This window comes from Candidatus Binataceae bacterium (assembly GCA_035650475.1).
Lineage (GTDB): Bacteria > Desulfobacterota > Binatia > Binatales > Binataceae > JAKAVN01.
Window position 1 is genome coordinate 1 of record DASRHP010000012.1, and the last position, 22,495, is coordinate 22,495.

At 58.4% G+C, this 22,495-nt stretch carries 21 protein-coding genes; 7 read left to right on the top strand and 14 right to left on the bottom strand.

Translation table 11 applies throughout. The features are described from left to right. Positions 1 to 27 precede the first annotated feature (27 nt). Positions 28 to 1,157, bottom strand: a protein-coding gene (locus tag VFB33_11535; protein HZO82315.1) for an IS3 family transposase whose coding sequence is annotated in 2 segments (ribosomal slippage) — positions 28 to 896 and positions 896 to 1,157 — 1,131 coding nt in all. Because the reading frame shifts where the segments join, the coding sequence is not laid out codon by codon here. Between the two features lie 247 nt (positions 1,158 to 1,404). On the opposite strand from VFB33_11535, the gene VFB33_11540 reads away from it, so the two are divergent. The 4 genes from VFB33_11540 (at position 1,405) to VFB33_11555 (ending at position 8,342) form a co-directional block, all read left to right on the top strand. Then, on the top strand, positions 1,405 to 2,442 hold the full coding sequence (locus tag VFB33_11540; GenBank protein HZO82316.1) for a ThiF family adenylyltransferase: 1,038 nt from the start codon (positions 1,405 to 1,407) through the stop codon (positions 2,440 to 2,442). A 117-nt stretch (positions 2,443 to 2,559) separates the two neighbouring features. Continuing rightward, a complete protein-coding gene (locus VFB33_11545) occupies positions 2,560 to 4,131 on the top strand; it encodes a class I SAM-dependent DNA methyltransferase (protein HZO82317.1) in 1,572 nt (523 codons plus the stop codon). Next, positions 4,124 to 5,473 carry a restriction endonuclease subunit S gene (locus tag VFB33_11550; protein ID HZO82318.1) on the top strand — a complete coding sequence of 450 codons (1,350 nt, stop codon included), beginning with the start codon at positions 4,124 to 4,126 and terminating at the stop codon, positions 5,471 to 5,473. Before VFB33_11545 ends, VFB33_11550 begins: the two co-directional genes overlap by 8 nt. Next, positions 5,457 to 8,342 (top strand): HsdR family type I site-specific deoxyribonuclease, encoded by a 2,886-nt coding sequence (locus tag VFB33_11555; GenBank protein HZO82319.1) that lies wholly within the window; start codon positions 5,457 to 5,459, stop codon positions 8,340 to 8,342. The genes VFB33_11550 and VFB33_11555 overlap by 17 nt, the downstream gene beginning before the upstream one ends. 137 nt (positions 8,343 to 8,479) lie before the next feature. On the opposite strand, the gene VFB33_11560 is transcribed toward VFB33_11555, so the two are convergent. Continuing rightward, complete coding sequence (locus VFB33_11560) at positions 8,480 to 8,620, bottom strand: hypothetical protein (GenBank protein HZO82320.1); 141 nt, start codon at positions 8,618 to 8,620, stop codon at positions 8,480 to 8,482. 137 nt (positions 8,621 to 8,757) lie between these two features. Here VFB33_11560 and VFB33_11565 point away from each other — a divergent pair, with 137 nt between their 5' ends. Beyond that, positions 8,758 to 9,492 carry a hypothetical protein gene (locus VFB33_11565; protein HZO82321.1) on the top strand — a complete coding sequence of 245 codons (735 nt, stop codon included), beginning with the start codon at positions 8,758 to 8,760 and terminating at the stop codon, positions 9,490 to 9,492. Between the two features lie 44 nt (positions 9,493 to 9,536). Here the strand turns inward: VFB33_11565 and VFB33_11570 are convergent, their stop codons facing one another. The 12 genes from VFB33_11570 to VFB33_11625 all read right to left on the bottom strand — a co-directional run bounded on the left by VFB33_11570 (position 9,537) and on the right by VFB33_11625 (position 20,691). Further along, a complete protein-coding gene (locus tag VFB33_11570; protein HZO82322.1) occupies positions 9,537 to 11,534 on the bottom strand; it encodes a DEAD/DEAH box helicase in 1,998 nt (665 codons plus the stop codon). Further along, complete coding sequence (locus VFB33_11575; GenBank protein ID HZO82323.1) at positions 11,524 to 12,996, bottom strand: BREX system ATP-binding domain-containing protein; 1,473 nt, start codon at positions 12,994 to 12,996, stop codon at positions 11,524 to 11,526. Before VFB33_11575 ends, VFB33_11570 begins: the two co-directional genes overlap by 11 nt. 24 nt (positions 12,997 to 13,020) lie before the next feature. After that, a complete protein-coding gene (locus VFB33_11580) occupies positions 13,021 to 14,328 on the bottom strand; it encodes a BREX system ATP-binding domain-containing protein (protein HZO82324.1) in 1,308 nt (435 codons plus the stop codon). 15 nt (positions 14,329 to 14,343) lie between these two features. Next, positions 14,344 to 15,063, bottom strand: a complete 720-nt coding sequence (locus VFB33_11585) for a hypothetical protein (protein HZO82325.1) — start codon at positions 15,061 to 15,063, stop codon at positions 14,344 to 14,346. 204 nt (positions 15,064 to 15,267) lie between these two features. Continuing rightward, positions 15,268 to 17,538 (bottom strand): hypothetical protein, encoded by a 2,271-nt coding sequence (locus VFB33_11590; protein ID HZO82326.1) that lies wholly within the window; start codon positions 17,536 to 17,538, stop codon positions 15,268 to 15,270. 186 nt (positions 17,539 to 17,724) lie between these two features. Further along, a complete protein-coding gene (locus VFB33_11595; protein HZO82327.1) occupies positions 17,725 to 18,108 on the bottom strand; it encodes a transcriptional regulator in 384 nt (127 codons plus the stop codon). Then, the gene (locus VFB33_11600; GenBank protein ID HZO82328.1) at positions 18,098 to 18,583 is read right to left on the bottom strand and encodes a type II toxin-antitoxin system HigB family toxin; all 486 of its coding nucleotides are present in this window, start codon (positions 18,581 to 18,583) and stop codon (positions 18,098 to 18,100) included. The genes VFB33_11595 and VFB33_11600 overlap by 11 nt, the downstream gene beginning before the upstream one ends. Before the next feature lie 122 nt (positions 18,584 to 18,705). Continuing rightward, entirely contained in the window at positions 18,706 to 19,122 is a 417-nt protein-coding gene (locus tag VFB33_11605) for a hypothetical protein (protein HZO82329.1), read from the bottom strand. 53 nt (positions 19,123 to 19,175) lie between these two features. Next, positions 19,176 to 19,514 (bottom strand): hypothetical protein, encoded by a 339-nt coding sequence (locus VFB33_11610; protein ID HZO82330.1) that lies wholly within the window; start codon positions 19,512 to 19,514, stop codon positions 19,176 to 19,178. 25 nt (positions 19,515 to 19,539) lie between these two features. Beyond that, positions 19,540 to 19,866 (bottom strand): GrlR family regulatory protein, encoded by a 327-nt coding sequence (locus VFB33_11615; GenBank protein ID HZO82331.1) that lies wholly within the window; start codon positions 19,864 to 19,866, stop codon positions 19,540 to 19,542. Between the two features lie 84 nt (positions 19,867 to 19,950). Continuing rightward, on the bottom strand, positions 19,951 to 20,364 hold the full coding sequence (locus tag VFB33_11620; GenBank protein HZO82332.1) for a hypothetical protein: 414 nt from the start codon (positions 20,362 to 20,364) through the stop codon (positions 19,951 to 19,953). Positions 20,365 to 20,379: 15 nt separating this feature from the next. Beyond that, entirely contained in the window at positions 20,380 to 20,691 is a 312-nt protein-coding gene (locus VFB33_11625) for a hypothetical protein (protein HZO82333.1), read from the bottom strand. A gap of 142 nt (positions 20,692 to 20,833) precedes the next feature. Between VFB33_11625 and VFB33_11630 the strand changes: the two genes are divergently transcribed. Together VFB33_11630 and VFB33_11635 are read left to right on the top strand one after the other, a co-directional pair. Then, positions 20,834 to 21,529 carry a CGNR zinc finger domain-containing protein gene (locus VFB33_11630; protein ID HZO82334.1) on the top strand — a complete coding sequence of 232 codons (696 nt, stop codon included), beginning with the start codon at positions 20,834 to 20,836 and terminating at the stop codon, positions 21,527 to 21,529. 754 nt (positions 21,530 to 22,283) lie between these two features. After that, complete coding sequence (locus VFB33_11635) at positions 22,284 to 22,493, top strand: hypothetical protein (protein HZO82335.1); 210 nt, start codon at positions 22,284 to 22,286, stop codon at positions 22,491 to 22,493. The last annotated feature ends 2 nt before the right edge of the window (positions 22,494 to 22,495 follow it).

Genomic DNA, 22,495 nt, shown 5'->3' on the forward strand with positions numbered 1-22,495 from the left:
TTGGCCTGCCCCCCATTTTCCCGCCATTCATAAGTAGAGTCGGTCGGTTGTTTCGCCCTCCTGGGGCGTTTGTACTTCCCGTTCTTTTAGCGCTGCGAACTCGGCCGGCGTCAAGGCGCCGAGGCTCGAGTGCGGGCGGCGGTGGTTGTAGTCGAGCCGCCACGCCTCGATGGTCTCGCGCGCTTCCGCCAGGCTCAGGAACACGTGCTCGTTGAGGCACTCGTCGCGCAGCCGGCTGTTGAAGCTCTCGATGAAGGCGTTCTGCACCGGCTTGCCCGGTTCGATGTAGTGCCACTCGAGTCGTCCGGTGGCCCAGCGCAACACCGCGCCGCTGGTGAGCTCGGTCCCGTTATCGCTGACTACGACCTGCGGCAGGGCCCGCTCAGTCGCGAGTCGCTCCAGCTCGCGCACCACGCGCACCCCGCCGAGCGAGGTGTCGACCACCGTGGCCAGGCACTCGCGGCTGTAGTCGTCGACGATGCACAGGATGCGGAAGCGGCGGCCGTCGCTTAGCGTGTCGGACACGAAGTCGAGCGACCACCGGTAGTTGATCCTGATCGGCAGTGTCATCGGCGCCCTGGTTCCCAGTGCGCGCTTGCGCCCCCTGCGCCGACGCACCATCAAGCGCTCCTCGCGGTACAGCCGGTACAACTTCTTGTGGTTCATCGGGTGTCCCTCGCGCGCTAGCATCCACCCTAAGCGCCGATACCCGAACCGTCGTCGCTCCGCGGCGAGCTCGCGTAGTCGTTGTCTAAGTGCCGAGTCGTCCGGCCGCTTGCGCTGATAGCGCAGCGTCGAACGATCCAGCCCCGCCAGCCTGCACGCACGCCTCTGGCTCAGCCCGTGGCGCTCCATCATCCTCGCCACCGCCGCTCTCCGCGCGGCAGGCTTCAGGCGTTTTTTCCAAGCAGGTCCTTGAGCGCCGCGTTGTCGAGCAGCGACTCGGCAAGCAGCTTCTTCAGCCGGCGGTTCTCATCCTCCAACGCCTTGAGACGCTTCGCATCCGAGACGTCCATGCCGCCGTACTTCGCCTTCCACTTGTAGAAGGTCGCGCTTGAGATCCCGTGCCGCCGGCACACCTCCTCGGTCCTCGCGCCGGCCTCGTGCTCGCGCAGCACCCCGATGATCTGCTCCTCGCTGAAGCGGCTCCCTTTCATCGCCCGTCTCCTTTTCAGGCGACGGACTCTACCTCAAATCGGCGCAGTTTTCGGGGAGCACGCCACGGCCAACCTCGCGAGCCGGTGCTTCCCCGGAGCTGTACAGGTTGAAATCGACCATGGAACGGAGGCCACGCCCGCGCTGGTGTTTCCTGCAGCTGGGCGATCGATCAGACGCGCTCTCGCGCCCATAGTGGGACACCACGCCTTCCGCGAAAAATGGCGTGTTGACGAAGCGCAACACCGGATGCTTTTTGGCGACATCGCTGGGCCCGATGACGCGCTCCGCCTCACTTTCGACGGCTGGGTCGCAGCAGTTGGCCCTTCGACGCAAGTGCGTCGCCTACCGGAACGACAATTTTGCACGCTCGCCGGCATTCTGGCCGGCGCGGTGGCCGTGTCGGAAGCTTTCTTGTCGTTCGCGCAGGTCGCGGTTGACGCTTCGCGACGGGCGATTGCGCTTTCGTTGTGGCGGCCAGACCTCGATACGAAGGAATCGGAAGCATTGGGAATTCCGGTTGAATTCCTGCCGACGCAAATGTGGATTCTCGGCTTGGGCCACTTGGGGCAAGCCTACCTTTGGGCGCTCGCCACTCTTCCATACGCCCAGCTGCAATCCACAAACATCATCCTGAACGATTTTGACGCAATCGAGCCCGCCAACCTGGAAACAGGCATGCTTTTAAGGAAAGGAGACATCAGACAATTCAAGACTCGCGTCTGTTCGCGCTGGCTCGAATCGCTTGGATTCAACACGACGATTGTAGAGCGCAAATTCCGCCCGGATTTCCGCTGTCAAGCGGAGGAGCCCCAACTTGCCATCTGCGGTTTCGATTCCAATGAGGCTCGCCGCGCGCTGTGGACCGCAAACTTTGCGATGGTCGCCGACTGCGGCCTTGGAGCGCTCGCCAGCAACTTCGACACGCTCAACGTGCAAACGCTGCCGAGCGCCCGGTCGGCGAAGGAGTTATGGCCGGTCGACCGAAATGACGCCCTCAACGCCGAGCGCATCGCTAAGGAAAGCGGGATCTACGATGAGCTCAGCAGCGACGATGAGTGCGGGCGAGTGCTGCTTGCCGGCAAACCGGTTGCGGTCCCGTTCGTCGGCGCCGTCGCCGCAACCTATGTTGTCGCCGAAGTCCTCCGAGCCCTGCACGGCGGACCCGGCTACTCGCGCTTGAAACTTCGCCTCGCGACACCGCAGGAATCTTTACTTACCACGCCAGGAGCCTGGAGCGCCTCCGCCATTGGCGGCATCGCGTACTGCAACGCCCTTCGGCTCTGATCTCCCAGCAGAATCCGAACGGCAACGGCTGGGCACAATTGCGGCCGGACGGATTGCAAGATCGTCCGCGCGATGCTTCTTTTTGGGAACAAGTTGAGTGGGGGAGGTCAATGGAGTATGTCGGCAGGTATCAGGGTGCTCGATGTCCCGGCGTTGGAGTCGTGGCTCTGGGACGCGGCGTGCAAGATTCGCGGGCCGCTCGACGCGCCGAAGTTCAAGGACTACATCCTGCCCCTGATCTTCCTTAAGCGCCTGTCCGACGTTTTCGAGGACGAACTGCGCCACTACGCCCAGGAATTCGGGAGCGAAAAGGAAGCGCTCAAGCTTATCGATCGCGACCACAAGCTGGTTCGGTGCTACATTCCTGCCGACTACCGATGGCCGGAAGTTGCGCGCCGCACCGCGGGCCTCGGCGAATACCTCACGGATGCGGTCCGGGCGGTTGCGCGCGAAAATCCAGCCTTGGCCGGCGTGATCGACTCCGTTGATTTCAACGCCTCCACCGCCGGTCAACGGATCATCGATGACGGCCGCCTGGCGGCGCTGGTACAGGTCCTTTCACAGCATCGCCTCGGCCTGGACGACGTAGAGCCCGACATCCTCGGCCGGGCCTACGAGTACCTGATCCGGAAGTTTGCCGAAGGCCAGGGTCAGAGCGCGGGCGAGTTCTACACCCCGCGCGAAGTGGCCATCCTGATTGCGCGCCTGCTGGAACCCGAGCCGGGGATGACCGTTTACGACCCGTGCTGCGGCTCCGGCGGCCTGCTCATCAAGTCGCATCTGCGGCTGCTGGAAGCGCACGGCGTCCGCAAGAACGGGCGCCTCAAGCTTCCGCCCGAGGTTGCGCCGCTCCGGCTCTACGGTCAGGAAATCAACGCGGCGACGTTCGCGATGGCGAAGATGAACGCGGCGATTCATGACATGAGCGCGGAAATCGCAATCGGCGACACGATGACGCGGCCCGCTTTTACAAGCGAGGACGGGAGCCTTCGTCGGTTCGATCTTGTCGCTGCCAACCCAATGTGGAACCAGGATTTTTCCGCCGACACTTACGATAACGATCTTTACGGCAGGTTTGGATTTGGGAAGCCGCCCGCTTCGACTGCGGATTGGGGGTGGGTTCAGCACATGTTCGCGTCCCTAAACGACCGGGGCCGGATGGCGGTCGTGCTCGACACAGGCGCGGTCAGTCGCGGCAGCGGGAATCAGGGGTCGAACCGCGAGCGAGACATTCGCAAGGCGTTCATCGAGCGCGACCTTATCGAGGCTGTGACGCTTTTGCCGGAAAATCTCTTCTACAACACGCCTGCGCCGGGAATCGTGATGGTGATCAACCGGGCGAAGCGGCGCCCCGGCGAGATCGCTCTCATCAACGCTTCGAAGTTATTCAGCAAGGGCCGTCCCAAGAACGCGCTGACGGAGGAGCACGTTGGCGAGATCGCCGGTGTTTACCATTCGTGGACGGCCAAGGAGGGTCTCGCGGCGATAATTTCCAGGGACGAAGCCGCGCGCAACGACTACAACCTGTCGCCGAGCCGTTATGTCACCCTAAATGGCAAGGATGACGTGCTGCCACTGGAGGAGGCGATGGTGCTGTTGCGCGAAGCCGAAGAGGAGCGCGCTACCGCCGATCGGGAGTTGGAAGCCGTGTTGAAGGAGCTTGGGCTCGGAGGCCTGCGCAATGCCTGATGGCGAGCTCGTCTGCGCGCGTGAGTCTGGCGACGACCGGGAGTTACCGGGCGGCTGGCGGTTTGCTCGCTTAAGGGATGTTGCCATTGAGATGTTTGGGGGAGGTACGCCGTCCACGAAGAATCCTAAGTATTGGGGAGGGCAAATTCCTTGGACTACGAGCGCTGTGATCGCGGAATCTGACACCGTACTCTCCGGGTATCAACGCTCGATTTCAGAGATTGCATTAAGGGAATCCTCAACGAGGATCGCGCCAGCTGGTAGTCTTCTAATTGGAACTCGCGTTGGCGTGGGAAAATGCGTTGTGACGCCGTTCGCGGTTGCGATCAACCAGGACCTAACTGCGGTCGTCGTCAAAGCCGACGCTGCAATCGCTGATTACATAGCGTTCGCGCTCAAGCTGGATAGCATTCGACGCTGGATCGACGGTGCGAAGAGGGGCACGACGATCAAGGGGATACCGCGCGACGACATTGGTCGACTCGTTTTGCCGTTGCCGCCGCTGGAGGAGCAGCGGGCGATTGCGCGGGTATTGCGGACGATCCAGCGCGCCAAGGAGGCGACCGAAAAGGTCATCGCCGCCACCCGCGAACTCAAGAAATCGCTGCTGCGCCACCTTTTTACTTACGGTCCCGGGCCACTCGCGAGCATGAGCCAAGTCGAGTTGCAGGAAACACCCATGGGAGCGGCCCCGGCTCATTGGACGATTGGGAGGCTTGGCGATCCCGATGTGGCTGAAATCAGAACCGGCACCTCGGCTTTCCCAACAAAATATCCGACCGGTGCGGAACGACTTCTCTTCCTTAAGGTTTCAGATCTGAACGATTTAGCTAACTCGCGAGTAGTGACGCGAGCGGCTTCAGAGGCACGCTTGACCACAGACTCGCTCAGCAAGCTTAGCTACGTCCCCACCGGTTCCGTGGTGTTTCCAAAAAGAGGCGCCGCAATCGCGACCAACAAGAAGAGGCTGACCGGCCAACCATCTCTACTTGACCCGAACTTAATAGCTCTCTGTCCCGGCTCCAATGTCGTGCCTAAGTATCTGCTTGCTTGGCTGGAAAACTTTGACCTGCGTAGCATCACGGACGATGCCACCTTGCCCCAGATCAACAAAAAAGACCTGCAGGCATTAGCTTTCCCAATTCCAACTTCCAGCGAACAAGAACGTATCGTCGCATCGCTCGACGCCGTGGACGGGAAGTTGGACGCGGACAGGTGCCTCTCGTGGACGCTTTCTAGCCTGTTTCAAACGCTCCTGCGCGACCTGATGAGCGGTCGGCGACGCGTACGCGGCACGGAGAGAAGTGCGGAGACAACGGCAAGCGATGGCGATCGGAGCTGAAAAGAGCGCGGTGCAAAATCCGCTTATCCGCTATGCCGTGGAAGCGGGTTGGAAATACATATCGCCCGATGATGCGGTTCGGATGCGGCGCGGCGAAACGGGAATCGTCCTGCATGACGTTTTGATTCGCCAGCTTCAACGGCTCAATCCCGCCTTCGTGGATGTGACCCGCGCGGAGCAGATCGTCAAGGCGCTCGTGCGAATCCCGCCCAACGTTCATGGCAATCTGCAAGCCTGGGAGTATCTAAAGGGCCTCAAGACGGTTTTTGTCGAGGACGAAAAGCGTGAGCGCAATGTGCGTCTCCTCGATCCCGTCAGGGTCGAGGAAAACGAGTTTCATGTCACGGACGAGCTGACCTTTACCAATGGCACCTACGAGATTCGTGGAGACATCGTCTTCTTTGTTAACGGCGTGCCAGTGCTGGATATCGAGACCAAAGCCGCAAAGGAGAAGGAGGGGATCCAAAAAGCGCATGAACAGATAGGTCGATACCATCGGGAAGCGCCGGAGTTGATGGCTGTCGAGCAATTGTTCGGCGTCACGCATATTGTCGGATTCTCCTATGGCGCCACTTGGCGGCTCTCTCGCAAGGACCTTTACGACTGGCGCGACGAGGCGGCCGGCGACTTCGAGACCCTGGTAAAAGCGTTCGTGGCCCCGCGCCGAATCTTGCGCGTACTGACCGAGTTCATTCTCTTTACGCGCAGGGACGACCAGCTTTCGAAAGTCGTGCTGCGGCCGCATCAGATGCGGGCGGAAGAGCGGGTGATTCGGCGCGCGCTCGACCCGGAGCGCCGGCGCGGTCTCATCTGGCATACGCAGGGATCGGGCAAAACCTACACGATGATAACGGTCGCACGCCGTCTGATCGAAGATCCGGCGTTCGAGAATCCCACTGTCCTGATGCTGGTCGATCGCAACGAGCTTGAAGCTCAGCTCTTCGCCAATCTGCGCGAGGTCGGTTTCAGCAACGTCGAGGTGACACAGACCAAGCGGCATCTGGCTGAACTGCTGCGTTCGGATCAGCGCGGACTTATAGTCTCGACCATCCACAAGTTCGACGACATTCCCGCCCGCATCAACGAGCGCGCGAATATCTTTGTGCTAGTCGATGAGGCCCATCGCACGACCGGCGGCGACCTCGGGAACTACCTGATGGGCGCGCTGCCGAATGCCACTTATATCGGCTTGACCGGGACGCCGATCGACCAGACAGCACACGGGAAAGGGACGTTCAAGGTCTTCGGCACCGACGACCCCAAGGGTTACCTCGACAAGTACTCGATCCGCGAGTCGATCCAGGACGGCACGACGGTGCCGCTGCACTACCAGCTCGCGCCGAACGAGCTGCTGCCGGATCGCGAAACTTTGGAGCGGGAGTTCCTTAACCTGAGCGAGCTTGAGGGCGTCAGCGACGTGGAAGAACTGAACCGGGTTCTGGACCGGGCGGTAACCCTCAAGAACATGCTCAAGAACCGCGAGCGTGTCGAAGAGGTCGCGGGATTCATCGCACGCCATTTCCGCGAAACCGTGGAACCGATGGGTTACAAGGCGTTAGTCGTTGCGCCGGATCGCGAAGGATGCGCGATGTACAAGGCGGCGCTCGATAAGCATCTGCCGGCGGACTACTCTCAGGTCGTCATCAGCGTCGGCGCACATGACCGAGAGGAGCTGAAGCAGTTCAACCTCTCGGAGGATGCGGAAAAGCGAGTACGCGAAGCGTTTAACAAACCCGACGGCGTGCCCAAAATCCTGATCGTCACTGAGAAGCTGCTGACCGGCTTCGACGCGCCGATCCTATATTGCATGTACCTCGACAAACCGATGCGGGACCACGTGCTGTTGCAGGCGATCGCGCGCGTCAACCGCCCGTACGAAGACAATCAGGGACGGCGCAAGACGGCGGGATTCGTCCTCGACTTTGTCGGCATCTTTGACAAGCTCGAAAAGGCGCTTGCCTTCGATTCTGAGGACGTTGCCGGCGTAATCGAGGGCCTCGATGTTCTCAAGCGCCGCTTCGAGGAGTTGATGACGGAGGGCAGGCGGGACTACCTACCAATTGCGGCGGGCAAGGCTGGCGACAAGGCAGTCGAGGCGTTGCTGGAACATTTCCGCGATCGCGAACTGCGCCATGCCTTCTATTCGTACTACCGCGAACTGCAGGAGCTCTACGAAATCCTCTCGCCAGACCCATTTCTCCGAGACTACCTCACCGACTACGAGCGTCTGACTGACATCTACCGAATTCTGCGAAACGCCTACGAACCGGGCGTTCCTGTGGATCGGAGTTTCCTTCGCAAGACGGCTGCGCTGGTCCAGGAGCACACGAGGGGCGGCGGTATCGAATCTTTGGACAAACCCGTCGAACTGAACGCAGAAGCACTCGAAAAGATTGCCGGCGAGAATCGGTCCGATACCGTGAAGATCTTTAATCTCGTGAAAGCCATTCACGATTTGGTCGAGCAGGAGGGCGTCAGAGCGCCGCATCTAATCCCAATCGGAGAACGTGCGGCGCAGGTCGCGCTCAGTTTCGAGGAACGTCAGGCAACGACGCACGAAGCGCTGGACGCGCTTACGAGACTTGTAAGAGAGTGTGCCGAAGCGGAGCAGACGCGGGAGCGAAGCGATCTTCCGAGCGAAGCCTTCACCATTTTCTGGCTGCTCAAGCGCGATGGCGTGGCCGAGGCGGAAGAGGTGGCGCGAGCGGGTGCTGCAACCTTCGGGCGCTATCCGCACTGGCGCACAGCTCCCGAACAGGAGCGCGAGGTTCGGGCATCGCTTTACAAGGCGCTGATCAAAGCGAAGGTGGAAGACGTGACGGGTTTCGTCGAGCGCTTGCTCGCGATGCTGAGGCGGCGGGAATCATGACCGGTAACTGGCAACCCCTTGAGGAGGCTGTACCCGCGGACCTGTTCAAAGCCGAGGTCCACGCTTGGGCGCGGCGGCTCAAGGTCGAGCCGCAGGCGTTGCGGATTGTTCCGATGACGCGGAAATGGGCAAGCTGTTCATCCGCCGGCAGGGTCAGCTTCAACCGCGAACTGCTGCGTCAGCCCGCCCAGTTCCGCGCCGAAGTTGTCGTCCACGAGCTGCTCCACCTCAGGATACCGAACCACGGCCGCGTCTTTCGTGCCCTTCTCCGCGCCCATCTCGGATCCAAAGCTGTCTTAGCGTCATATACTCAAGGGCGCGAAGGGATCTCTAACCAGTCCACACCTGTGGAGAATCCCAAACCGAGCAACCGAGTTGAGCGATCCGCGATCCACAGGACGGGGCGACATTCGGCATGATTCGTTTCCGAATCGACGTCATTTTGAGTGCATTCAGAGCACTTGAATCGGCGTGCACTGGCCGCGATCCAAACCAGCATTATTTCTTCGTACCTGATCTATCGCTGAAACTCTCGCAGCTCGCGACGGAATGCCGTAACTCACACCTCACGTTCACAGCTACATTATTCGACAGACTCAGCAACATGTACCGCAATTCCCAGCCTTCCTCCGCAGAGGAGCTCAGCAGACATCTTCACGAATGCCTTCATCGCCTGCAAGATGAACTCGCCGAGCCGCGCTTTTATTGCGTAGCACCCTCGAAATTGGAATTTCTGAAAGAATATCCGTCGTTCTTTCCGATCGAGATTACGTCCGCATTCCCTGCAGCAAACAAAGAGCTGTCCGAGGCCACCCGCTGCTACGCGTTCGAGCGCAACACGTCTTGCGTATTTCATTTGATGCGAGCGCTAGAAATCGTAATGAAGGCGTTCGCCGAAAAGATAGGTGCTCCGTTTGAATCCAGAAACTGGGGCGAAATCATCGCTTTCATCGAGCCAAAGCTCGACCCTCGAAACACTGAGGATGCGGAGATTCTGGCCTATCTTCGAATCGTGAAAAACGCATGGCGCAACTCAACCATGCATGTCGAGCGTGATTACGACGAGGAACAGGCTTTTGACATCTTGCGTAATACTAGGAATTTCATGATCCATGTCGTGAGGCGCGGCAAGGTGCGGCCACAGCAGTGATCGGCCATGCCACGGAGCTCTCTCTGTGCTTAGACGCGACTCTTTTACACGGGTTCGGTGTCAGCCGACCGACATTCTCGGAGCCACCTCATGGCGGACTGATACGGCACTGATGCGCGCAACTCCGCCGCCTGGACATCGCTGCTTAACCGTCGAAAATATCTCGTCGGTTCATGGAACTTGCGAGCGATCGACAACGGCAACGCGTTTCGAGCTTGACTCTCACGCAGCAATGCTTCGACCTTCTCCGGTGTTAGCGCTATGTCTAAGTGAATAGCGTACTCGTCAGATGCGACGTTCCTAGCGATGCTATTTTCCTCAAGTACTGATGCAATCAAGAGATTGAACGTTGTGCCGCCCCAAGTAAGAAGCTTCCTATCCTTCCGAATCCATTTCTTCGGATCATAGCCTCGCCGTCTCGCAACTGCCCACATCAAGTTTCGCGAGGGGCCACCGAATCCGCCGCGAGCGGAAGGTAGCACCGCCAGAGGCTCTTTTTCACTACTAACACCGGTGACGTATACTCCGCTTCCCTCTCGTCCAACTACCCGCTGCATCTTCGTTCCCGCAAAGAACACCGCGCCCTCTTCGAGCGTGTCGCCCGCCAATGCGACTTCCTCGCCAGTCTTGACGTCCACCACGCGCGTGTTCCGGTCGGCCGCAATTACAGAATGAATACGGCGCGCATCACCTTCGTCCATCAGAGCGTCCGACGGTATTAATGTGCCGCGGATATTTCGCAAATGACCGACTGACAACATATCGCGTATGACGGCTTCATGATCCCCATTCCCGCAGAGCATCTCGATCTTTCTCGGGGTGAGTCTGATTCCGGATCTAGCTGCCATCCACGCCATGCTGAGAACCTGCTGGAATCTGACTGCGGCTCGATCATAGTCATGCCAATCGTCCAGTTCGCCATTCCGAGCACAGTCCAAAAGTGCCGCGTAGAGTTCGGCGGAGCCTGGTTCAGAATCCAGCCCGAGGACGTGACAGGTCTCCGAACGACGATTACCACGGCCAACTCTTTGCAGGAATGAGTTCACCGACGTGGGGACATCTGCAAGCAAGACCGCGTCTATATCGCCGATATCAATCCCTACCTCCAGAGTAGAGGTAGCGACACAGACGCCATATGCTTTGGCCTTCATGCTCGCTTCGACCGTCTCGCGTTGCGCCCGCGAGAGTATTCCGATGTGCAGATACAGCGGCCACCTACTGCCGGAGAGACGGTCATGAAGCGCCAGCGCGAGACTGTGCGTGCGATTTCGACTATTGCCGAAAATCAGTACCTTCCGAGTCCCTGTCTCGCTTAACCATCGGGCGATCGCGTCGGCTTCCCTTTGAGCGCGGGGACTCTTGTTGCTTCCATCGATTGTCAAACATTCGAATTGGATTTGCCGTGTCCCTTGAAACTCAAAAATTTTCGCTTCTCGTGCCAGCCAAGCGTCTCTGACCAACGACGCATGTCGCAACGTCGCGGTCATCGCGATCTGCTGGAAGCGATCACGCTCATCCGACGGTATGCGACTTCTTGCTCGAATTCGGCCTATTACGTGCCGTAACTGTTGACCACGGGCGGTGCCATGCAACAGGTGAGCTTCATCAATAACCACAGCGCGGATTCTGGCAAGCAGTTCTGGCCGCGTCAGCTGCAAAGAATCGAGCGCTTCTGGTGTTGCAACGAGAGCGAAACAGGACTCCACCTTACCGATCTCGTGTCGATCGCCCGTGTATCTTCGGATGACGTCAGGAGCACGCTCTGCGACATGCTCGCTCAGCCGCGCATAGATGTCGTTGACGAGCGCGCGCGTGGGCGCTACCCAGACCACCGACAGCGACGGACGACGAAACGATACGTGCCTCTGGTATAACCCGGCTATTGCGGCCTCCGTTTTACCCGAGGCGGTTGGCGCGCATAGCAGTGCGTCCCTCCCGCGGACTAACTCAGATATGATCGCCGACTGCATCGGCCAAGGGCGACGCCGCCTGAAGAACACAGGCATGGCATCTGGGATCAATTGGCTGATGTCAGAGCTCATCTTCCCACGGAAGCGCGCCTCTGGTCGCCTCCACGGCAGCCCTTCGTGTTACCTCCACTAACTCTGAGAGGTCACGCACCTTGCGCACCATCAGGATGCTTGGCACGAGACAGGCCAGCTTTACCCAGATTCTGAGCGATCTCTCCGCAGGCGGCTGCCTTTCAAACTCCTCGCGCAGCGTGACAGCGAGGACATTTCTGTTCCCAGCTTCAGAAAGCAGCTCAGAACGTTCGGGATAAAAGCTATAAAACTTCTCGAACAGAGCTAGCGCCCATCTCTCATACTCCGAAGGTTTTGGGGGTTGCAAATCAATTTTGTCATCTTCGCTGAACAGGAACGCACACGCCTCTCGCAGCGACATATTCGGATCTGAAAACGTGTCGCCTTGGGTCAGTCCGACCAGGAGGCCGAAGTGTGGGCCTTTCCGCCAAAAGTCCGGTAACGATAATCCATGGTCGTTGAGGACCGGCTGGGGATCATCGGGCCGCGGACGATGCGCACAGCGGGCCAATATGTCGAAAAAGTTGTTAGCGCGGTCCTGCCGACGAACGTTGTAGTTTCGTACGTGTTCAGCCTCATCGAGAATAAGCAGCAAACCACCATAGCCGAGAACCCTGCAGACTTCTGCAACGACCGACAGGTGCATACAGTAGATTTCGGCCGTCTCTCGGATTCGCGGCATCATCGGCACCAAGGCGGGCCTTAGACCCTGGTCGCGTGCTAACTTGCGAATTGCGCCGAGTGCTCCGCTGTCACCGGCTAGCCACGCGCACGCGTTGAGGTAATCCGGATCTTCTCCGTGGGGATAGTATTGAAGCACCTCAAACGCGCGGGAGAACCATGGTGATGCACGGAACAGCCGAAGATCCCGCACTCGCTCCCAATGCTCCCTCACTTCGCGGATGAATCCAAGGAATCCTTCCGCCCCGCGCCCACCGGCGCGTTGAGGAAGCTCGAGATTTGACATTAAGGCTTGATATACGAGGTGAGGCTTAGCCGGGTCCGCCGCTTTCGGGTCAAATTCTAAGTACGCGACCGCCCAACCCGAGTCGAGCGCGGTTAGCTTCGCAAGATGAAGGAAGTGAGACTTTCCTGCACCGTAGTAGCCAAATGCCGCTTTGCACAGGCCGTCGCTATTCGCCCTGGCGAGCCAACTCCGGATTGCCGAGGTAGTGGCTGCTCCCTCGATAGTCAGCTCTTCTAGAGCAGCTCCGTCCGGCGGTACCACACCGAGGTTCACCGCCTCAAACGCTCTCCGGAAGGGGATTCGAAGGCTTGGCGAGCTCGCCTGATGTGAAACCACCTTCGCGCGTTCGACGCCCCTTCGGATCAACTGATCTGTCGAAACGGTGATCGCTGCTCCGTTGAAGTCCACAACGGCTTGCCTACCGAGAACCGATGCGATGCGTCCGTAACCATATTCAGGATGCTCGACCGGGTCGCCTTCTGCGAAATCTTCCATCTGCTTCCTCGCAAGATGGCATCTCTATGCTGGTTGTTGTGCTTCGTCGTCGGTCTCTGGCAATTTGTGAGTTCGCACGAACTCCTGCATCTGTTGCACCGTCAACTCTCTTTCCAACTGTCGTTGGTCTGCTAGGAGGGCGCAACAATGGTACACAAAAAGGCGTGGCGGGACTTCCAGTAATGTTTCGACAACCTTCTCGGTGTGGATCAAGAGTTGCATGTTTGCCCTCTGTAGTTCCTCCCGCCAGCCAATACCGTCCGCTTTTGCGAAGATGTCCATCAAGCGTGAGCCCAATTGCATCAACATCTCGTCGGACTGCAGGCGCTCAAGAACAATCAGCGGCGTTTGGGGGCTGCCTGGTAAAAACGGGACCGAACCGATGCGATCGTTAAGAGCGGTATACGATCTGATGGTGTCGCTTCTGAAATCTGGGGTCGCTGCGTAGAGGAACATAACACCCCCGAATCCACCTTCAGCGTTCTCATTGATCATCGTTAGCATGTTCTCGATCGCCTGACGCTGCTTGACCGTGCCCCTCCTAAACGAGATGATGCGACCCCCTTCATCGAACGCGATTAAAAAACCGCGATATCCCATCCTTTGGCGCAGGAAGCCAATGACCGTCCTCATTCGCCTAAATGCGTTCTCATCTTTAGCCGGGTCGTGCAGTCCGTACGCGTCCTTCAACGCCTTGGACCTGATGGGTTGACCCCTAACCCAAGCGATCAACTCGCTATCCGCCACCGACGAGCTCCCACCACACTCCGCGGCGACCAGCCGCTTGCCGAGGGCACGAAGACCGGCGGCTGCTTGAGGATCAGGCGCGCCCAGCCATAACTCGTCAAACACACGCTCAACTTGCCGTCGAGCCTGTTCCGGAACGTGTGCGCCTTGTCCGATTCCCATTTCAGCCAGTTTTCGGCGTATCCAGTCTCGAAGGAGAATCTCGATCCCCTTGGGAGGATTCCCAGGTGTGGCGTCAACGTTTGGAACGGCGAAAGAGGACATCACGGCACTGAAGATGGCCAATGGAGAATTGAAAGGACACTCTTGTCCGATTGATACGATGGCCACGACGATATCATTATCGATCGCGCGGCGAGCCAGACTATTGATGAACTGAGTCTTCCCGCTTCCGTAATCCCCTTCCAAGAACTTGAAACAGCCGATACCGTCCGCCAGTTCGCCGTGAAAGTAATTTCGCTCAAGAGCGTCCAATATATCGTCTGTCCCAACGTTAATGAGATGCGAGTAAAAGCCGGGAGCTACTGGTGCGTTTAGTAATTGACTCCGAATGTTCTTCGCCTGCTGTGAAGTTGCTTCGACCATCGTTGGATACCCCCACTATTGGCTCCTGGTCTTTATGCGCATGTAAATGATTGGCCGCACTTGTGTGCCTTCCGGATTCACAGGGATGAAAAACGCTTTAGCCTGCGGGCCGTGTGCTTGCTTCAGTGTGGCTGGCACGAAATCGAATTCAAAACTTCCAGGACTGCCCTTGGACCTCCAATTCAACAGGTTGGCTATGAATGATGCGTCTGGTACGTCCACAAAAAACTGCCTTTGAGGCGATCGCCAGAACCTCTCTCCCTGTTGCGCTATCTTGAATAGTCGTGCCACATCCATGAGCAGCACATCCTCAGTCGACGAGAAGTGCCTCGCCATCTGCCACGCCAGTCTTAGCTTAGACTCGAATTCGTCAGCTTTTAGGATCAGTCGTTGAAGCGTCTGCTCGGCCGTAGCAAAGGCCTTCACGATGTAAGCGGGGTCTGCGGGGATTTTCGAAATAATGTTGTACTCTGGCGTCAGGCACCAACGCCATTCCCTCCCGTTCTTTGATGACCTAAGTATTAGCCTTCCAGCAAAGTAATGATTATCCTGGAAACCGGTCCGAACATTCGCCAACGAGCGAAGACTCTCTACGGCAATCTTGCGAATTGATTCCGGCTTGGCGAGCTCATCATACGTCCTGTCGAGCTCGGTCTTCACCGTCGCTATTTCTTCGCGCACGGCGTCAGGAAATTGAAAGCGGCTTGGCAGAACCAAGGACACATACTCTGCCATTCGTTCAATCCGAGCCGGCGGTAGATCTAATCCCGTCGCGCGAGTCTTTCCTTGGCCGAGGATTCTCGGCAACTTCGCAGCTAGCGACCCTTTTTCCGTCGAGAGCGCGGGGGTTTCTGATACGAATCGCTCGAACTGCGGGAACAGAGCCCCTCCTTCCCTCGCGATGGCAATTTTCTCCGTTCCTTCAGCTGTCATAAACTCTCACGGTCTTGAGTCCCAGACTTCAAAGAGGCCGTCCAACGGACGAAGAATTTCCGGGTATTCCTCGCAGATCATTACGAGTCTCCGGCATGGTCGAGACAGCGCCACATAAGCTCGATTTACGACGAAATTCAGGCTGGAACGCAAAACGGCCTCGAGGCCTAGGATGATGCACGCGTCGTATTCGAGGCCCTTTACACGTTCGACACTGGACGTGATCAGTTTTCGGCCCTCGACCATCGCCTTCCAAGGTTCCGCAAGCAGCACGCCTTGCTTGCGCAGCGCCTCTCTCAGCCGGTTCATTTCCTCAGCGTCCTCGTTAATCTGGATTAATGCGGATGACTCGACGGCTTGCGATGCCCCATATGCAGCCATCAGCTGCCGGATTCTGAGCGCGAACTCTCCACGCGGGCACACAATCAACCGCGGTAAAGCATCGCTGAAGCGGTCGGAGATCTCGAAGCCCGCTACTTCGCCAAAAGCGGCTTGATGAAACGCTTTTAGGAACAACCCGATCTCACGACTCTGCCGCATGTTCTTTGCAAACGGATAGAACGTCGCTCCCGACTTGTCGTGTAAGGCACACGCAACTTTCAGAGCGTCAGAAGCGGTCGTACCATGCACCGGAGAAACGATCTGACGGTAATCCGCTGCCACCGTCAATGCGCCTTCCGGGTGAACGAACGACGATATTAGGGACGCTTCGGCGACCGACAGATCCTGAGCTTCGTCAATGACCACATGTGTCCACCGTTCACCACCCATTATTCCCAGACAGGAAGGTACGCCACGGAATCGGGACCTTGGATCTTCTTGCTCCGGAAGAGCAAGGCGAAGAAGCCAACAGAGCCAGGGGATCTCCTCGGGCCCGTAAACGCGGTTGGTCCAGTCTCTCTCCATCGATTCGAACGTTTCCTCTTCGTGTGCTCTAGCGCCGGTCCCCTTCCGCATCCGGAGCTTTGCATCCGAACGCTTGGCGCAAAAGTACTTCGCTAGAGGTTCCATGGGATCGTAGGCCCAATAGAGCCATTGCGCGAAAACCACATCGAAGCGGTCTCGCAATCTTCCCTGCAGCGCCATCCGGGCGGGTTCATATTGTCGTTGAACCCTGGTGAATACTTCATCCATTCTGAGCTTCGAGAGGAGAGGCGCTTCGGCAGGACGGCTCACATTGGCGGTCTCCACCAAAGCCCGAGCCAACTCGTCGCCCAGCTTGCGCGCGTCATCCAGCCTCTTTGGAATCAAAGATACCCAATCTGCATTCTGCGCGGACTTCAGTCGCTCGGAAATCTGCGCCTCGTATTCCCGCCAGCATCCGCTGAGATCCTGCGCCGTTGCCAAGCCAAACACTGCCTGCCGACCCTTTTGTTCGAGCTGCTGCAGCTTTCGTGAGCGCGGCCGCGCACCATTTTTCTCTCGCCAGATGAACGCCAGATAATCGCTCGAAAAACCCGGTACAAACTCAACGACTGACTGAGGAATCTTCAAGTCAACCGACAACAATGCCTTCGTGTAGGCGATGAGATTACGGTTCGCCAAAAATATTTTTGTGAGTTCCGGCGAGTACCGGACTAGGTTCGAACCGGTTCGGAGATCCTGTTGATCGTACAGAAAACGTACTCTCTGGAGCGCTACGGTTGTTTTCCCGCTCCCCGGTGCTCCGGTCACAATCATTAGACCATTCATGCGGCTGATGAACGCCTGCACTTGGTCCCTGGTCATGTCGAGCTTGACGGCCTTAAGTCTCCGCCCAGCTCTTTCACCTTCCGGTGCGCCAAGCGCTCCGCCGGGTTCATAAAGCCCACTGATCGAGGGCGCGATTGACGTGAACTTCGCCCGGGCAAGAGGTGTCACGCTGAGCAGCGTATAACCAAGCTTCGGTACATCCTCCTCCTCTCCCAATTCCCCGGTGAGAGCGATTTGGAGCCCAGGATGGCTCCACGCCACAACGTCTATTCCGTCCAAAACCTCGTTACTCGTGGCGTTCGTGTTCGCATACCAGAGGCTCTGTACTGATCTAGACCCCCGCTTTCGATCCGCGACCTCTGCAACCGCCTCCACCATTGCTTGAAACCCCGTATTCGCGATCGCCCTCAGAGACTCCAGACGTCCACTCCTGTACGCAATACGGCGTCGCCAGAGCTCTTCTTCCTCAGCGACGGTCTTGATGCTCGGCGGTCGTTGACCGTTGACGGCTAAACCGCTCCGGGCAGCTGCCTGAACCCTCGCGCCGTTGCTTCGATCACGCTGCACTCGCTCTTCGAGTTTCACGTTTAACTCCCCCAAGGTGCGGTGGCGCTAAAGCGTTATGGCGTCTGACTAACCGCCACCAGTACGCGTTGATACGTCCCGCGGCGCTCTTACGCTACCTCCTATAAGCTCTCAGCCTCGATGCAATCGCTAGCCTCAAGGCTCGCCCCTTTCAAGTCCCAAACACCGCGCTGGGTCTCACACTGCTTACGCGGCGCGGCGGCGACGTTGCGCCCGAATTGGGCGGATGAGCACCTCGACAGGAATACCGAAACGTTGGTTGAGCCGTCGGATCATCTCAAGCGACAGACGCCGCTTACGGTGCATCACCTCGTAAACGCGGCTGCGACCGCCGATCACGCCGACAAGCGCGCGATGATCTAGTCCCTGCTGCTCGAGTCGGAACTTGATCGCCTCTATCGGATCAGGCGCGTCCATCGGGAAATGCTTCTCTTCGTACGCCTCTACCAGCGTCGCCAGCACATCCAGGCGATCCCCTTCCGGCGTCCCTTCCTTCGCGCCCCATAGCCGTTCGATCTCGCGCAGCGCCGCCTCGTGGTCGGCGTCATTGCGAATCGGCTTAATCTCCATACTGAACCCTCCTTGCGTCAATCCTGTCGCAGTCCGCGTGGGTCCCGATCCACTTGATGAACACGATCTGACGCACGTAATCGATCGCCGCAACCAACCGGTAATCGTTCCCTTTGACGTTGAACACCACGCGGTCAGCGCTCACGATGCTGGCGGTCGCGTAGCTCTGCTTCACTTCCACCGAGTTTCGCCATCGCGCCCGCTCGACTTCGTGAAACCAGGCGTCCAAGGCTGCCTTGACCGCCCTTTGCCCCTTCTGTTCCTTCAGCGATTCGACGAACCGCGTGAGCGTCCTCCGCGCAATCACCCGCACCGAAAGCACTCTAGCATCGTTCCCAATACGGGAACAAGCCCACCTGACCATCTCTCGACGACCATTTCCATCGCTTAAATCCACCGCGGCGCTGCGCGTGAGACGCGCGTAGAGGTTTTGCGCTGGCGGTCCGTTCGGCTCCTCCCCCTTGATCGTCCTCACGACATCTCCGCTTCACAGCCGTTAGTGGTCGCGTACGCTTCGATTGAACGGGTGAAGGGGTAGCTCATCCAATAGTCGACGTAAGACCCTCACATAGTGGCGCAGCGTGTGTCTTCGCTCCATCACTCCGGCGGCGCGTCATTGAAGGACACCAGCTTCTCGTCTTTGTCGTAGCAGAAGGTTACGGTGTGTTTGGCATTCCTGGTGCCGGCTTCCAGCGGAGTAAATAAGACTTCTGCCAGGCCGAGTGTAACTACGTCTACCGCGCCCTCGCCGGCGGCTATGACCCCCTTACCGACGCCACCCGGACCACGGGTGTAGAGCTTGTAAACGTCGCAGGATTGGTCGCCGTTCTTTACGTTGGCGGTCGGCGCGCCGATGGCCTCTACAACTTGAACTCTACTTTCTCCGACTGCGAATTGGGACGTATCCACGGGCGTAGGCCTGGTTGCTTCCATGACTGGTGAACAGCCGGGGGAAACCAGAGAAGCTATAACGGTCAGTGCTGCGAAGAGGCACCGCGTGTGCTTTCTTGCCATAGCTTGGATGCTTGATGGGTCGGCGGACGAGGGCGGGACTGGTTGCGAGCGCCTTACAGGGCCAAGGAGTCAGGATCAGGCAAATCCGTCGCCCGCGGTTCGGCGAAACGGAAACCGCCCCACTTGATTTCGGCCATTGACATAGCGTGATACCAGGCTGAAATCGCTTCACCAATTTCATGTTTTTGAGGATGGGTGCGCGAATCGAAGAATTTGTATGCGCCGCAGGCCCGCCATGTGTTGGCCGGTCCGACTAAGGAAACATCTCCCTGTCTCCACCCAGCGGCTTCCTTAAGAACCTCGGGATGGGCCAATTCAAGCAACTTCTCGACGCGAGCTCTCGCGCGGCGGGCCGCTTCGTAGGCGGCTTGATATTCTTCTCGTGGTGTCATGTCGTGGTTTAACTGGGGATTTGGGTCAGTCGGCGATCCTGGTGAGTGTTGCTCGGAAGCTGATGCCGGGTGCTTCAGCGGCCGTGCCCGTCATTTCTGCGGAATCGCCTTTGACGGTTCCTGCAAGGCTGATGTGCGCAGGATCCGCTCCGAAAACGGAAGCCAGACCCGGCATGTCGGTGTGCTTGTCCGTCGTCACCTGAGCGGTAACGCGGGTTCCGCTTTCAGCATAGGTGCCAATGTAAAAGTTGCGCGAATCACCGCCTCGGAGCTTGCTTCCCTGAAGCAAAACCACGCCGGCGCCGATGCCGAGTTGAGTGTGAAATTGGACCCTGTACAAACCATCTCTCATTGTCTTTCTCCCCATTCGAGAATTTGATTTCCGAACTTCGAATTGACATCCAGGACACGATCGTCAGACTGACCGTCCTTGCGCCTATCTTCCGAGATACCTCTTCCAGTCGACGGCCAGTTGGTCAGCCAACGCTCGCTCCGCTGCCTGGGCAGCCATGTGCTGCCCGTGGTACGGGGCGGATCGAAGCTCGCCGGGCTCGCCGTCCCCTTGATGAAGCAGATCGAAGGAGTCCACCTGGGCAGCGGTCACGCCCATGCTCCGGCAGAGCAAGGCTTCCACGAGTTCGTGAACAAACATGAGCATGCCGTAACGCGGATCCTCCTCGCCCACTTCGCGACTTATTCGGACTTCCAAGGTGTTGTCCGCCCACAGCCAGTCCCCCTCGGTGTCGTAGCGCTGCTCGCGCTGTGGCAGCACGTGCAGCCGTACAACGAGATCGTCTGGAATGGTCTGAAAGGAATCCGGTCTTTTCATGGTCAGCCCTTGGGCGCTCAACAAAGATCAGGAGCCTCAGTTATCGGCGCCGTCATCTTCGCCAAATATTGGTGCGCTTGGAGCCGAGGGGATCGTCGAGTTGATGAACGTCGGAGGCTCCCCGGGGGTGATAGCGGTGTAACCGCCGTTTAAGTTGCGGTTTATAAAGGTGGGCGGCTCGCCGGGCGTAATCTCGGTGTAGCCGCCGTTGTAAGTGGGGTTCACAAAAGTTGGAGGCTCCCCAGGTGTGATGATTGTGTAACCGCTTTCCTGACCCAGGTATTGGGCGCTAGCCAGCGTTGGCGCCGCCAGAACCGTGGCAGCGAGCAGCAGCAGCATCGTTTTCATGTTCGCCCCCATTTCTCGATTCACATCTTACGTGGTCGGCTGGGCGGCGCAATATGGAATCAACACTATTGTATGGCCAGATAACATTCATCTCGTAAGAGAATTTGCGGCCGGTAAGAGCATTTGATACGATTGCCTGCGAATGACCGTTTCACGAAAATCGAAAGCGGCGAAGGACGTCACAGCTACCGAACGCCCCGAAGCCATGAAGAAGGAGCGAATCCTGCCGTGGCTTGTGGACCTCTCGCGCGTCAATGCTGGTTCACTAGCCAAGGGCCGCCCCGGCGACCTGCCAAACCTGATTTACGAATTACGGCAGTGGCTCGATCTCGAACCCGACGAACCGCTCAACGCGGAAGTACGGGGCTTGGAGAAGGCCCCTGCTCGACTTCAGGCCATCATTGATAGAGTGGCTGCGTTGCTTGGCGCGGTTGCGGATCGGAAGTGTTTCCGGGCCGATTATTCGGGCGGCAACATCGTTCTCGATGCGGGGAAACTCGGCTCCGAGGGCGGAAGAGCTTTGAGCTATCGCGACGCGAATCTAGAGGACGCCGTTCTACGCGTGGCGCTGGACGACCTCTACGAGGATGTTGAGGCTGCTCTCAGAATCCAGCGGTGTGAGGAGCCCGAGTGCTTGAGGGTATTTTTGGCGAAACGGAAGAACCAGAAATATTGCGGCCATCGCTGCGCTAACAAGATGGCGAGCCGAGTTTACCGAAAGACGCATGGGAAGGAACGCGCTGAGCGTGAGCGGGCGCGGTATGAACGTCAGGTCAGAGGGCGCACTGCTCCAAATGTTAAGGTTGCGCGCCGGCCTCGCACGGAAACCGGATCGTAACTGGTTCATTCACGCGACGAACCAGCCCGAGCCAATCCGGGTGAATTGTATTTTGCGCGACTCACCGCCTAGCAGCTGGTCCGCGAAAGAACACAACGCAAATGCGGAGACTTTACTCAACCGTGGTGCGGCGCAGACATCTTAGTATGTCATTGGCATCTCAGCGCGCTCCCACTGGTAACCAGACGCCATCCCAAGACTTCCACTTGAGATCACGCCATCGTGAACGCACTGCTCGAAAGGATGATCCGGCAGCCCAATATAGCCGGTGTTCCTTCCGCCCTACCATAACCGCAACCGCCGGGTCGATCTCAAACTTTTCGTCTATGAACTGGCCGTAGCTGATGAAACTTATCTTCCGCAATTCCATCGCATCCTCTCCTTAGCGATTATCCCGGAAAGACTAGTGCACCACGGCTTCTGTTCACGCCGGCTGCGCTGTGAAACGCTCGCTCGGGCTTCGCAAGCTGCGCCGCTCGCGCCCATCCCGTAACCTCGCCTGACTCGGCCCGCGTCTCCGCTTCGCCGCCCCTCTCAGTGGTGGCGCTTGCTCCGTTAGCACGTCCGCGCCATCGGCTCTCACCGACCACTTCGTTTGTCACGTCCGTGCAGCGCTCCGCTGCGCGCATCTAGAAATCCGCGTGCGGCTCTCCAGTTCGGGGTGAGAGAGCCGCCTGAAAAATGGCGCGGGGACGAAAGCAGACAGCGCCCTGCCGCTTACGCGGAAGCGGGCGAAGCCAAAGGAGGACCAACGATGCGACGCAGGTTCAAATGCGATCCCAAGTGGATCACCGCCAGGTATCCGGCCAAATGCGCCAAGCCCGGCTGTGACGTGCCGATAACTCCGGGCGAACGCGCGTTCTACTACCCCGAAGATCGAACCCTATTCGGTTCCCGATGCGGCCACGGCGAGGACGCGGCGCGCGCCTTCGCCGCCGATCGGATCGACGAAGACGGCTACTGAGC